At 69.3% G+C, this 13,183-nt stretch carries 14 protein-coding genes; all 14 read left to right on the forward strand.

All coding sequences use genetic code 11. The features are described 5' to 3' along the window. The first annotated feature begins 1 nt into the window (after position 1). The 14 genes from fliG to flhA all read left to right on the forward strand — a co-directional run bounded on the left by fliG (position 2) and on the right by flhA (position 13,130). Positions 2-988: a flagellar motor switch protein FliG gene (fliG, locus tag N792_RS08800; RefSeq protein WP_036194351.1), complete on the forward strand. Its 987-nt coding sequence runs from the start codon at positions 2-4 to the stop codon at positions 986-988. Between the two features lie 5 nt (positions 989-993). Further along, positions 994-1,659: a FliH/SctL family protein gene (locus N792_RS08805; protein ID WP_052103879.1), complete on the forward strand. Its 666-nt coding sequence runs from the start codon at positions 994-996 to the stop codon at positions 1,657-1,659. Further along, a complete protein-coding gene (gene fliI / locus N792_RS08810; protein WP_052103827.1) occupies positions 1,656-3,086 on the forward strand; it encodes a flagellar protein export ATPase FliI in 1,431 nt (476 codons plus the stop codon). Before N792_RS08805 ends, fliI begins: the two co-directional genes overlap by 4 nt. 5 nt (positions 3,087-3,091) lie before the next feature. Continuing rightward, positions 3,092-3,547 carry a flagellar export protein FliJ gene (gene fliJ, locus N792_RS08815; protein WP_036194355.1) on the forward strand — a complete coding sequence of 152 codons (456 nt, stop codon included), beginning with the start codon at positions 3,092-3,094 and terminating at the stop codon, positions 3,545-3,547. After that, complete coding sequence (locus tag N792_RS13480; protein ID WP_052103829.1) at positions 3,547-4,656, forward strand: flagellar hook-length control protein FliK; 1,110 nt, start codon at positions 3,547-3,549, stop codon at positions 4,654-4,656. Before fliJ ends, N792_RS13480 begins: the two co-directional genes overlap by 1 nt. A 583-nt stretch (positions 4,657-5,239) precedes the next feature. Continuing rightward, the gene (locus N792_RS08825; RefSeq protein ID WP_052103831.1) at positions 5,240-5,686 is read left to right on the forward strand and encodes a flagellar basal body-associated FliL family protein; all 447 of its coding nucleotides are present in this window, start codon (positions 5,240-5,242) and stop codon (positions 5,684-5,686) included. Between the two features lie 17 nt (positions 5,687-5,703). Next, positions 5,704-6,702 (forward strand): flagellar motor switch protein FliM, encoded by a 999-nt coding sequence (gene fliM, locus N792_RS08830; protein WP_425478870.1) that lies wholly within the window; start codon positions 5,704-5,706, stop codon positions 6,700-6,702. Then, positions 6,699-7,049, forward strand: coding sequence for a flagellar motor switch protein FliN (gene fliN / locus N792_RS08835; RefSeq protein WP_036194191.1), 351 nt, complete (start codon positions 6,699-6,701; stop codon positions 7,047-7,049). Before fliM ends, fliN begins: the two co-directional genes overlap by 4 nt. 452 nt (positions 7,050-7,501) lie before the next feature. Continuing rightward, entirely contained in the window at positions 7,502-7,897 is a 396-nt protein-coding gene (gene fliO / locus N792_RS14315) for a flagellar biosynthetic protein FliO (RefSeq protein WP_425478872.1), read from the forward strand. A 77-nt stretch (positions 7,898-7,974) separates the two neighbouring features. Further along, positions 7,975-8,709: a flagellar type III secretion system pore protein FliP gene (gene fliP / locus N792_RS08845; protein WP_084105650.1), complete on the forward strand. Its 735-nt coding sequence runs from the start codon at positions 7,975-7,977 to the stop codon at positions 8,707-8,709. A 4-nt stretch (positions 8,710-8,713) separates the two neighbouring features. Then, complete coding sequence (locus N792_RS08850; protein ID WP_036194194.1) at positions 8,714-8,983, forward strand: flagellar biosynthetic protein FliQ; 270 nt, start codon at positions 8,714-8,716, stop codon at positions 8,981-8,983. A 46-nt stretch (positions 8,984-9,029) separates the two neighbouring features. Then, positions 9,030-9,818, forward strand: coding sequence for a flagellar biosynthetic protein FliR (fliR, locus tag N792_RS08855; protein ID WP_036194196.1), 789 nt, complete (start codon positions 9,030-9,032; stop codon positions 9,816-9,818). A gap of 64 nt (positions 9,819-9,882) precedes the next feature. Then, positions 9,883-11,046 carry a flagellar biosynthesis protein FlhB gene (flhB, locus tag N792_RS08860; RefSeq protein ID WP_052103834.1) on the forward strand — a complete coding sequence of 388 codons (1,164 nt, stop codon included), beginning with the start codon at positions 9,883-9,885 and terminating at the stop codon, positions 11,044-11,046. Then, a complete protein-coding gene (gene flhA / locus N792_RS08865) occupies positions 11,043-13,130 on the forward strand; it encodes a flagellar biosynthesis protein FlhA (RefSeq protein WP_425478871.1) in 2,088 nt (695 codons plus the stop codon). The genes flhB and flhA overlap by 4 nt, the downstream gene beginning before the upstream one ends. Positions 13,131-13,183: the final 53 nt, after the last annotated feature.

A 13,183-nucleotide genomic window follows, 5' to 3' on the forward strand; every position in this document is an offset into this window, starting at 1 on the left:
GCTGACCGGCGTGCAGCGCGCCGCCGTGGTGCTGCTGTCGCTGGGCGAAACGCAGGCCGCCGAGGTGCTCAAGCACATGGGCGCGAAGGAAGTGCAGAAGCTCGGCATGGCGATGGCGTCCGTGGGCGGCGTCTCGCGCGCGACCGTCGGCCTGGTGTTCGACGATTTCGTGGAGACCCTGGCCCAGCCCAGCGCGCTGGGCGCCGGCGCGGACGAATACATCCGCGCGGTGCTCAACCAGGCGCTCGGCGAGGAACGCGCCGGCAGCCTGATCGACCGCATCCTGGCCGGCCGCAACACCTCCGGCCTGGACACCCTGAAATGGATGGAGCCGCGGGCGATCTCCGAGCTGGTGCGCAACGAGCACCCGCAGATCATCGCGATCGTGATGGCCCACCTGGACGAGGACCAGGCCGCCGAAGTGCTCAAGTGCCTGTCCGAGCGCGTGCGCGCCGACGTGCTGCTGCGCATCGCCACCCTCGACGGCATCCCGCCCAATGCGCTCAACGAACTCAACGACGTGATGGCGCGCCAGTTCGCCGGCAGCCAGAACCTCAAGTCCTCCACCGTCGGCGGCGTGCGGGTGGCGGCCAACATCCTGAACTTCATGGACACCGGCCAGGACGAGACGATCCTGGAGAACATCCGCCAGATCGACGAGCCGCTCAGCGCGCAGATCCGCGACCTGATGTTCGTGTTCGACAACCTGGTCGAACTGGACGACCGCGCGATCCAGACCGTGCTGCGCGAGGTCTCCACCGACAAGCTGGCGCTGGCCCTGCGCGGCGCCGACCAGAAGGTCCGCGCCAAGATCACCGGCAACATGTCCCAGCGCGCGGCCGAGATCCTGATCGAGGACATGGAGGCACGCGGCCCGGTGCGCCTGGCCGAAGTCGAGGCGGCGCAGAAGGAGATCCTCGCCGAGGTCCGCAAGATGGCCGACAACGGCGTCATCCAGCTGTCCGCCAAAAGTGAGGCCTTCGTTTGATCGCCATGACCGACACCGACAGCGCGCGGGCGATCCGCTGGCTGGCACCCGACCTGGACCCGGCCACGGCCCCGCCGGTGGCCGCGACGCAGGCGGAATCCAACCCCATGCTGCCCAGCGTCGAGGAGTTGCAGGCACTGGAGCGGGCCGCGCGCGAGGAAGGCTACGCCAACGGTCACGCCGCCGGCCACGCCGAAGGGCTGGCCAGCGGGCAATCCGAGGTGCGCCGCATGGTCGCGCAGATGGAAGGCATCCTGGACGGCTTTACCCGTCCACTGGCGCGGCTGGACAACGAAGTCGCCGATGCGCTGGGCGAGCTGGCGGTGCGCATCGCCGGCAACCTGCTCGGACGCACCTACCAGGCCGACCCGACCCTGCTGGCCGACCTGGTGCGCGAGGCGCTCGACGCCGTCGGCGCCAGTTCGCGCGAGATCGAACTGCGCCTGCATCCCGACGACCTGGGCGTGCTGGCGCCGCACCTGATGGGGCTGAGCGGCGTGCGCCTGAGCGAGGACAGCGGCCTGGCCCGCGGCGAACTGCGGCTGCACAGCGAGAGCGTGCGCATCGACGGCACCCTCGCCGCGCGCCTGCAGGCTTGCCTGGATGCGGCCATGGACGCGGACGCGAGCGCCGATACGAACACCGATGCGAACCTGGAGATCACCCCATGAGCCGCATCGCCGCCGACCAGTGGGAAGCCATGCGCAACCTGCGCCTTTCCGCCCGGCTGGCCACCATCAACCCGCAGCCGCCGTCACTGGGTCTGGCCCGCGAAGGCGTGTTGCGGCGCGCGGTCGGCCTGACCCTGGAGGCCTCCGGCTGCAGCGCACCCTTGGGTTCGCGCTGCCGGGTGGAAACCTCCGGCGGCCGCTGGGTCGATGCCGAAGTGGTCGGTTTCTCCGGCGACCGCACCTTCCTGATGCCCACCGCCGACCTCGCCGGTCTGCTGCCCAACGCACGCGTGGTGACCACCCGCCAGCGCGGCGAAGTGGCGGTCGGCGACGGCCTGCTCGGGCGGGTGATCGACAGCGACGGCGTGCCGCTGGACGGCCGCGGCCCGCTGCGCCCGGAAAGCTGGGTCGGACTCGGTGGCCAGATCATCAACCCGCTGACGCGCGAGCCGATCACCCGCTCGCTGGATGTCGGCGTGCGCGCGATCAACGCCCTGCTGCCAATCGGCCGCGGCCAGCGCATCGGCCTGTTCGCCGGCTCCGGCGTCGGCAAGTCGACCCTGCTGGGCATGATGACCCGCTACACCGCCGCCGACGTCATCGTGGTCGGTTTGGTCGGCGAGCGCGGACGCGAAGTGCGCGACTTCGTCGAGGCCACCCTCGGCGAGGAAGGCATGCGCCGCGCCGTGGTGGTGGCGGCCCCGGCCGACCGGCCGCCGCTGGCGCGCCTGCACGGCGCGCTGCGGGCGACGGCCATCGCCGAGTGGTATCGCGACCAGGGCCTGCACGTGCTGCTGCTGATGGATTCGCTGACCCGCTTCGCCCAGGCCCAGCGCGAGATCGGCCTGTCGGTGGGCGAGCCGCCGACCACCCGCGGCTACCCGCCGTCGGTGTTCGCCAAGCTGCCGCAACTGGTGGAGCGCGCGGGCAACGGCGCCGACGGCCGCGGCTCGATCACCGCGTTCTACACCGTGCTGACCGAGGGCGACGACCAGCAGGAGCCGATCGCCGACGCCGCCCGCGCGATCCTCGACGGCCACATCGTGCTGACCCGCCGCATCGCCGACGCCGGCCAGTACCCGGCCATCGACGTGGAGGTTTCGGTCAGCCGGGTGATGCAGGACATCACCGACGCGCCATGGCGCGAGCGCATCCGCAAGCTGCGCCGGCTGCTGGCCGCGTACTCGGCCCAGCGCGACCTGATCGCGATCGGTGCCTACCAGCGCGGCAGCGATCCGGCGGTCGACGAGGCCGTCGCCCGCTGGCCCGCGATCCAGGCCTTCCTCGGCCAGGACGTCAGCGAGGCGGCCGATGTCGAAGCCAGCCGCGCCGCCCTCGCCCGGCTGCTCGACGACACCCCAGACAACACACCCGACAACACCGCCGGCACCCGGCAACCCGCAACCCCCACTGCGCAGGAGACGTGACCGACATGCGATCGCAACGACTGGATCCACTGTTGAAAGTGAAACAACGCCACCAGGACGACGTCGCCCGCGAAGTCGCCGAGCGCGACCGCGCGGTGGCCGAGCAGGAGGCGCGGCTGGAGGCGCTGCGACGGTACGCGCTGGAATACGCCGCGCCGGGGAGTTCCAACCTCACCAGCCCGGCGTTGCTGGCCAACCGGCTGGCGTTCCGCGAGCGCCTGGACGTCGCCATCGCCCAGCAGAGCCGCGTGGTCACCGACACCCGCCAGCAGAGCGATGTCGAACGCACCCGCCTGTTGCTGGCCAGCCGCGAAACCCACGTGCTGGAGAAACTGTCGGCCAGCTACCGCGCCGAGGAATCGCGCGTGGACGAGCAACGCAGCCAGCGCGAAATGGACGACCTGGGCGCACGCCGGGCATTGAACGGAGCCCAGACCCGCGATCCGGAGCCGGCGACGTGATGGCTTCCGGTCTCGGCAGCGGCGCGGTGGCGAGCCCCGGCATCGCGCCCGCGTCGTCACCGCAGGTCACCGCTCCAGCAGGCAACGGACGCGGCGGCGGCCGTCAACAGGACACGTTTGCCGGTCTGCTGGCCGGTGTCGCGCCGACCGCCGACACCGCAGCGGCGACCGCGCCGGCCAGCACGCCGGTGCTTGCCAGCGACACGTCGCCGGAAGAAGCCGTCCTCGACGATGCCCTTCCGGAGCAGATCCTGAACCTGATCGGCGGCGCCTGGCCGTCACCGGCTCCGCCGCCCGTCGCCGACGCTCTACCGCCGGGCGGGATAGCCGGCGATCCGTTGACGGATGGCGAGCCCCCGACACCCCTCCTGCCGATCAACGGAGCCATCGCCGATGGTGCCGGCGCGGCAACCACCGGACCGGTTGCCGGTCAGGCGGGCAGCGTACCGGCTCCCGTCACCGCGACGACCGGCCCGGCGTTGCCGTTGGCCCAGGCCGGCGCCATCGACAGTGCCGATGCATCGGGCGAGCTTGCCCGGGCCATCGCCCAGACCATCGATACCGATGCCGCGGCCAAGCCGTCGGCCAGCGCCACGGAAAGTGCGGACCCCACCGAGTTCATCCTGCCCGGCCAGCAGGCCACGGCCGGCAGCCCGGCGCGCAGCGTCGCGCCGGTACTGACCAGCGCCCCCGTCGCGATGCCGGCCGAGCCGGACGCCGGCTTCGACGACAGCTTCGGCGCGCGCATCGGCTGGATGGCCGAACAGCGCATCGGTCATGCGCAGATCCGCGTCAGCCCGGACCACGTCGGCCCGATCGACGTCCGCCTGCAACTGGACGGCTCCCGCGTCAGCGCCGAGTTCGTCTCCGCCAACGTCGATGTCCGCCAGGCCCTGGAAGCCAGCGTCGGCCGCCTGCGCGACCTGCTCGACCAGCAAGGCCTGCAACTGGCCCACACCGATATCGGCAGCGGCCAATCGGGCACCTCCGGCGAGCGCGCCGCGAGCGGCAGCACGGATGCACCGGGATCCGGTGACGGCGGCGGCATCAGCGACAACCTGCCGGCACCGGCCCTGATGCGCCGTGGGCTGCTGGACGAATACGCCTGACTATTTTTTCACCACGGGCATTCCCTCCGGTCGTCCGCCTGGACTTCCTGCGGTCGTAGGACGGCTTCAACCGCGAAGCCCCGACTGGCGGACACGATGCACCGGTCGCGACTCACGTCGCTCCTGCAGACAATCGGAGTAGGAGCGACGTGAGTCGCGACCTGTACATCCTCTCCCGCGATTGAGTTGCCTTGGACGGGGCGGTGGCGTCATCGGCACCGCTTTTCGTCCACCCAGGTGGACGCACCCGGCAAATGTGGTCTCTGCGCGTTCGCGACTCACGTCGCTCCTGCAGACAACCGGAGTAGGAGTGGCGGAAGCATGCCTCCGCCGGTGAGTCGCTCCCCCCTGAACCCGGCCACATTCACGTTGGATGGCGACGACGCCACCCAACGATGGATATTGCCCTGCGGGTTGCCTCCCCGGCCTCGTCAAATCAATGGCACCGGCGTCATCCGGCACGGCGTCAATTCCCCGTCGCAGGCGGGCATTCTTCCTGCGGCACGCCCCTTGCACTGTTCCGGCAATCCTTGCCTGCCGGAGTTTTCGAGTGCCTCCCAAGTCCCCACCCCCGTCCAGAAAGATGCCCTGGATCATTGTCACCGTGCTGATCGTGGCCCTGGCCGCGGGTGGTGGCTGGCTGTGGTATTCCAAGGCAGCCGCGGCCGAAGCGGCGGAACAGGCCGAGAACTCGCCCACCGCGGCGCGCAAGCCGGCGATCTACTTCGCGCTGGAGCCGTCCTTCGTAGTCAACCTGATCGACGCCGACTCGGTGCGCTACCTGCAGGCCGACGTGCAGTTGATGACCCGCGACGACGCCACCGCCAAGGCGCTGGAACTGCATGCGCCGGCAGTGCGCAACCGCCTGCTGCTGCTGTTCGGCCAGCACTCGGCCAGCCAGTTGGCGCTGCGCAGCGCCAAGGAGCGCCTGCAGGACAAGTCGCGCGATGAAGTGAACGCCTTGCTGAAGTCCGAAGGGGCCGCGAACAAGGTCGATGCCGTCTATTTCACCAGCTTCGTGACCCAGTAGGGACGCCGGCGATGAGCATGGACCTGCTTTCCCAGGACGAGATCGATGCCCTGCTGCATGGCGTCGACAGCGGCGCGGTCGATGTCGAGGAGGCCCCGCCGGCCCCCGACGAGGCGCGCAGCTACGACTTCGCCAGCCAGGACCGCATCGTCCGCGGCCGCCTGCCGACGCTGGAGATGATCAACGAGCGGTTCGCCCGCACCTGGCGGATCGGCCTGTTCAACCTGCTGCGCCGCTCGGCCGACCTGTCGGTGCGCGGCGTCGACCTGATGCGCTTCGGCGAGTACATGCACTCGCTGCAGGTGCCCAACAACCTGAACATGGTGAAGATGAAGCCGCTGCGTGGCACCGCGCTGGTGGTGTACGAACCGCGGCTGGTGTTCACCGTGGTCGACAACTTCTTCGGCGGCAACGGCAAGTACCACACCCGCATCGAGGGCCGCGAGTTCACCCCGACCGAGATGCGCGTCATCCAGCTGCTGCTCAAGCAGACCTTCGCCGACCTGGTCGAGGCCTGGGCGCCGGTGATGCCGGTGGAGTTCGAGTACCTCAACTCCGAGGTCAACCCGCACTTCGCCAACATCATCAGTCCGCGCGAGTACATCGTGGTCAGCCGCTTCCATGTCGAGCTGGAAGGCGGCGGCGGCGAATTCCACGTGTCCATTCCGTACTCGATGCTCGAACCGATCCGCGAGCAACTCGATGCCGGCGTGCAGAGCGACCGGGTCGAGCGCGACGAGAGCTGGACCCGCGCGATGCGCGAGCAGCTGCAGGACGCGCAGGTCGAACTGAGCAGTTCGCTGGCGCAGCGCCAGATCACCCTGCGCCAGTTGAGCCAGCTCAAGGTCGGCGACGTGATCCCGATCGACCTGCCCGACACGGTGACTCTGAAGGTCGAGCAGACGCCGCTGTTTTCCGGCGAGTTCGGCACCCACAACGGCCGCAACGCGATCAAGGTCACCACCGTGCACGCCGCACGCACCCTTCCCACTTTCGAAAGCCTGACAACGTCATGAACCCAACCGACACTGCCACCCTCGAAAACGACACCCCACGCGCCGCATTCGACACCCTGACCGCCGATACCGACGGACACGGGACCGACCTCAACCTGGACGTGATCCTGGATGTCTCGGTATCGCTGTCGCTGGAAGTCGGCCGCACGCGGATTCCGATCCGCAATCTGTTGCAGCTCAACCAGGGTTCGGTGGTCGAGCTGGAACGCGGCGCCGGCGAACCGCTGGACGTGTTCGTCAACGGCACCCTGATCGCCCAGGGCGAGGTCGTGGTGGTCAACGACCGTTTCGGCGTGCGCCTGACCGACGTGGTCAGCCCGGCCGAACGCATCAAGCGGCTGCGATGAGCGAGGCGCCCGACATCGTGGATGCCGCTGTGGCCACGTCCATGGATTCCCGCCTGCGCGGCAATGACGGTGCGGGCAATGCAGCCGGCGTCGCGGTCGTGCCGCCATCGAGCGATGCGGCAATGGAAGCCACGGCGCTGGGTTCCCGCTTTCGCGGGAATGACGGGGATGTGGGCAGTGCGGCCAGCACTGCGGTTGCGGCACCGTCGGGCGACGTCGCGACGGAAGCCACGTCCATGGGTTCCCGCCTGCGCGGGAACGACGGCGGTGTGGAAGATGCCGACGTTTCCAGCCGTCATCCCCGCGCAGGCGGGGGGACGTTGGCACCTGCCACTGCGCCAAATGCGACCACGACCGACACCGCAATCGACACCGACGCCGCCACGGCGGAATCCGCCGATGCCTTTTCGCAGGTCACCGTCAGCGTCGACAGCACCGCCGAGTTTGTCGCGATATCGCTGGCACGCGCGGGCACCGCTTCGGTAACCCAAGTACCTGCGCCAGTATTCGCGCCACCCGCCAGCGGTGCGGGCGCGATCGGCGGCGGCGTCATGGCGTTGCTGCTGGTGGTCGGCCTGATCCTCGCGCTGGCGTGGCTGGCCAGGCGCATGCCCGGCGTGGGTGCCGTCACCGCCGGCAATCCGGCGTTGCGGGTGGTGGGTTCGCTGGCACTGGGGCCGCGCGAGCGCGTGGTGGTGGTCGAGGTCGGCCACACCCAGCTGCTGCTCAGCGTCGGCGCCGGCGGCACCCGCGCCCTGCACACCCTGGCCGAGCCGCTGCCGGCCACCGATGCCACCCCCTCACCTTTCGCGAGCCTGCTCGCGCAACACTTCGGAAAGAAGTCGTGAACCGTACTGTCTCCCGCAGCCGGAACCCTTGGGCGCTGCGCGTTCTGGCCGCCCTGCTGCTGGCCGCCATCGTACTGATGCTGGCCCCCGACGCCATGGCGCAGACCGTGCCGGCACCCGCCACGCCGTCGGCAGCTCCCGCGCTGCCCAACCTCAACGTCGGCAACATCGGCGGCGAGCCGGTCAGCATGCCGCTGCAGGTGCTGCTGCTGATGACCGGCATCACCCTGCTGCCGGCGGCGCTGCTCGGGCTGACCGCGTTCACCCGCATCATCATCGTGCTGGGGCTGCTGCGGCAGGCGCTGGGCACCGGGCAGACGCCGGGCAACCAGGTGTTGCTGGCGCTGGCGCTGTTTTTGACTGCGATGATCATGATGCCGGTGTTCGACCAGGCCTGGGCCGCGGGCATCTCGCCCTACCTCAACGACCAGATGGACTTCCGCAGTGCGTGGACCGCCTCGATCGAGCCGTTCCGCGGCTTCATGCTGGCGCAGGTGCGCGAGAACGACCTGATGACCTTCGCCGGGCTGTCCAACAGTGGTCCGTATGCGACCGCGGCGGACGTGCCGTTCGGCGTGCTGGCGGCGTCGTTCCTGACCAGCGAGCTGAAGACCGCGTTCGAGATCGCATTCCTGGTCTACATCCCGTTCGTGATCATCGATCTGGTGGTCGCCAGCGTGCTGATGTCGATGGGCATGATGATGCTGTCGCCGATGCTGATCTCCGCGCCGTTCAAGATCCTGCTGTTCGTGCTGGTGGACGGCTGGATCCTCGTGGTCGGCTCGCTCGCCGCCAGCTTCAACGGGGTATGAGGCGATGACCCCGGAAACCGCCATCACCGAGATCGGCCGCGGCCTGCAGATGGCGCTGATGATGGGCGCGCCGCCGCTGCTGGCGGTGCTGGTGGTCGGCGTGGTCGTGGGCATCCTGCAGGCGGCCACCCAGATCAACGAGCAGACCATCGCGTTCGTGATGAAGGCCATCGCGCTGGCCACCACGCTGGCGCTGACCGGGCACTTCCTGCTGGGCAAGATGGTCGCCTTCACGACCGACCTGTTCCAGCGCATCCCGCACCTGATCGGCTAGCACCCATGTCGCTTTCGGGCATGCCGCTCAACGGCATGGCGGACTGATGGACCCGGTCACCGCCACCACCGTCGACGGGCTCAACCTGTTCGGCATGCTCGGCCAGGTGCTGTGGTACCTGCTGCGCATCGGCGCGGCGCTGCAGGCGATGCCGATGATCGGCGGCCGTGGCATGCCGGTGCGGGCGCGCATGATCATCGCCATCGCGCTGTCGGCCACGATGTCCACCGTGCTGCCGGCCGCACCGACCGCGGCGGTGGATGCGGCGACGGTGCTCACGGTGCTGCGCGAGATGGCGGTGGGCATTTCGATCGGGCTGGTATTGCGGCTCGCGTTCGAGGCCGGCCAGCTGGCCGGCGAGCTGATCAGCCAGGGCATGGCGCTGTCGTTCGCGACCCTGGCCGACCCGCTCAGCGGCGCGTCATCGACCGTGCTGTCGCAGTGGTTCTTCCTGATCTTCGGCCTGCTGTTCTTCACCCTCGACGGCCACCTCGCGCTGGTGGGCCTGCTGGCCGACAGCTACCAGGCGCTGCCGATCGGCGCGCCGCTGGTGGACATGGACGGGTTCCTCGCCGCGCTGCCGACGTTCTTCGCCAGTTGCCTGCGCGCGGGTCTGTTGCTGGCGCTGCCGGTGATGATGGCGCTGCTCGCCTCCAACCTCGCCTTCGGCGTGCTGTCGCGCGCGGCGGCGGCGTTGAATCCGATCGCGATCGGCCTGCCGGTCGCGCTGCTGGTCGGCATGACCCTGATGACACTGCTGGCACGGGAACTGCAGGAGCCGGTGCAGCGACTGTTCGAGGATGCCTTCCTCGCGGCGCGCGCGCTGACCGGCTGAGCAAGCACCCCGGACAGCGCGCCCACCCGGCGGACCCTGCGGCCGCCAGCCACGGAAGCGAGCGATGTCCGGCGACCAGGAAGACCGCACCGAACAACCGACCGAGAAACGCAAGCGCGAAGCCCGCGAAAAGGGTGACGTCCCGCGCTCGCGCGAACTGGCCAATGTCTCGATCCTGGGTGCGACTGCGGTCGCGGTGATGGTGCTGGCGCCGGGCATCGGGGTGGATGCCCAGACCTGGCTCGGCGGTGCGCTCACGGTGGACCCGGCGATCCTCGGCAAGCCCGACCGGCTGATCACCCACGCGGTGCTGCTGGTCATCAGCCTGGTGCTGTCGATCCTGCCGATCCTGGCGGCGTCGCTGGCCGCCTGCCTGATCGCACCGGCGCTGATGAGCGGCATCCGCTTTTCCGGCAAGTCGTTGAAGTTCGACGTCAAACGCCTCAACCCCGCCGCCGGGCTCAAGCGCATCTACGGCAAGGAAGGCTTCGCCGAACTGCTGCGCTCGCTGATGCGCGTGGTGCTGGTGGTCGGCACCGGCGCGCTGGTCATCACCGGCGCGATCGACGAGATCCTGGCGATGCCGCGGATGGCGCTGGACGTCGCCATCGGCACCGGCCTGCACACCGCGATGACCGCCCTGCTGGCGATGGCCGGCTCGCTGGCGCTGATCGCCGCCATCGACGTGCCCTGGCAGCGCTACCAGCACAACGCCAAGTTGAAGATGACCAAGCAGGAAATCCGCGACGAGATGAAGCAGACCGAGGGCAACCCGGAGATCAAGGCCCGCGTGCGCCAAGTCGCCCGCCAGTTGTCGCAGCGGCAGACGATGGAGGCGGTGCCGACCGCCGACGTGATCGTGATGAACCCGACCCACTACGCGGTCGCGCTGAAGTACGACGCCGACAAGATGCGCGCGCCGCGGGTGGTCGCCAAGGGCGTGGACGAGACCGCGCTGATGATCCGCGACGTGGGTGAAAAGCACCGCATCAGCGTGATCGAGGCACCGCCGCTGGCACGCGCCTTGTATAGGCAGGCACAGGTTGATCAGGAGATCCCCGTGAAGCTCTACGCCGCCGTCGCCCAGGTCCTGTCCTACGTCTACCAGCTCAAGCGCTGGCACCCGGCGCATGGGCCCGCGCCGTCACTGGAACTGCCGGATGTCGGCCCCGATGGCGCGGTCGATCCCCAGCCCGTGAATGGCGCTGACGGAATCCCGGCACCGTGAGTGCCCAGCCCGCTCCGATGAACTTCGGCGGCATCGCCCGCTCGCTGCGCAACGGCGCCGCCGCCCCGGTGGTGGTGCTGGCGATGCTGGCGATGGTGGTGGTGCCGCTGTCGCCGCTGGTGCTGGATGCGCTGTTCACGATCAACATCGCGCTGTCGCTGGTCGTGCTGCTGGCGGTGGTGTACGTCAAGCGGCCGCTGGAATTCTCGGTGTTCCCGTCGGTGCTGCTGATGGTCACCCTGCTGCGGCTGGCGCTGAACGTCGCCTCGACCCGGGTGGTGCTGCTGCACGGCCACGAAGGCCCCGGCGCGGCCGGCCACGTGATCGAGTCGTTCGGCAACTTCGTGATCGGCGGCAGCTACGCCGTCGGCATCATCGTTTTCGCGATCCTGACGATCGTCAACTTCATCGTGGTGACCAAGGGCTCCGGACGCATCGCAGAGGTCTCGGCACGTTTCATCCTGGACGCGATGCCCGGCAAGCAGATGGCGATCGACGCCGACCTCAACGCCGGCCTGCTGAGCCGCGAGGACGCCAAGGCGCGCCGCCAGGAAGTCGCCGAGGAAGCCGACTTCTACGGCTCGATGGACGGCGCCAGCAAGTTCGTGCGCGGCGATGCGATCGCCGGCCTGCTGATCCTGGTCATCAACCTGGTCGGCGGCATCCTGATCGGGGTGCTCGCGCACGACATGCCGTTCTCCAGCGCGGCCGAGGTGTACGCGCTGCTGACCATCGGCGACGGCCTGGTCGCGCAGCTGCCGGCGCTGCTGGTGTCCACCGCGGTGGCGATGCTGGTCACCCGCGCGACGCGCGAGCAGGACATGGGGCCGGCGATCTCCAAGCAGGTGTTCGGGCAGAAGCGCGCACTGATCGTGGCCGCCCTGCTGCTGGGGCTGATCGGCGTGGTGCCGGGGATGCCGAACCTGCCGTTCCTGGTGCTGTCGGCGACGATCGGCTATGCCGCCTGGCAGTTGCACAAGCGCGAGGCGAGCGCCGCGACGGAGACCGAAGATGCCGATCCCGTCACCGGCCTGGGCAGCGCCAACCAGGCCATGGCCGAGCTGAGCTGGGACGAAGTGCGTCCGGTGGAACCGCTCGGGCTGGAGGTCGGCTACAAGCTGATCGCGCTGGTCGACAAGACCCAGGGCGGCGAGCTGCTGGCGCGGCTCAAGGGCATCCGCCGCAAGCTGACCCAGGATCTGGGTTTCCTGATTCCGGCCGTGCACGTGCGCGACAACCTGGAACTCGCGCCGGGCCAGTACCGGATCCTCGTGCACGGCGTGCCGATGGCGACCGGCGAGCTGCATCCCGACCGCGATCTGGCGCTGGATCCGGGCCAGGTGTTCGGCACGCTGGACGGCATTCCCGGCAAGGACCCGGCGTTCGGGCTGGATGCGGTGTGGATCCCGCCCAGCCAGCGCGCGCATGCCGAATCGCTGGGCTACACGGTGGTGGATGCCTCCACCGTGGTCGCCACCCATCTTTCCCACGTGGTGCGCGAGCGCGCGTCCGAGCTGCTCGGCCACGACGAGGTGCAGCAGCTGCTGGCCAGCGTCGGCAAGGCGACACCGAAGCTCGTCGAGGATTTGACACCCAAGCTGCTGCCGCTGTCGGTGGTGGTGCGGGTGCTGCAATCGCTGCTCATCGAGAAGGTGCCGCTGCGGCAGATGCGCCAGATCGTCGAAGCGCTGCTGGAGCACGGCGCACACACCCAGGACCCGGCCGCGTTGACCGCTGCGGTGCGAACCGCGCTGGGCCGTTTCATCGTGCAGGAGCTCAACGGACTCAAGCCCGAACTGCCCGTCTACACCCTGGCGCCGGCTCTGGAACGGGTATTGCAGGAGTCGGTCAACGGCGCAGGTGCCGCGTTGGAACCCGGATTGGCTGAGCGGCTGCACCAGAACCTCAGCGATTGCGTGACCCAGCAGGAAGGACGCGGTGAACCCGCCGTCCTGCTGGTGCCCGGCGGGATCCGCGCGACCATCGCGCGCCTGGTGCGCCACAGCGTGCCGGCCCTGTCGGTACTGGCCTACACCGAAGTGCCGGAAGACAAGCGTTTGCGGTTGGTCGGCTCGATCGGTTGATCGGTCCGGGTACGGAATAACCGGCAGTAACGGGCAACAACGGAAACCCCCAG

The organism is Lysobacter concretionis Ko07 = DSM 16239 (assembly GCF_000768345.1).
GTDB lineage: Bacteria > Pseudomonadota > Gammaproteobacteria > Xanthomonadales > Xanthomonadaceae > Novilysobacter > Novilysobacter concretionis.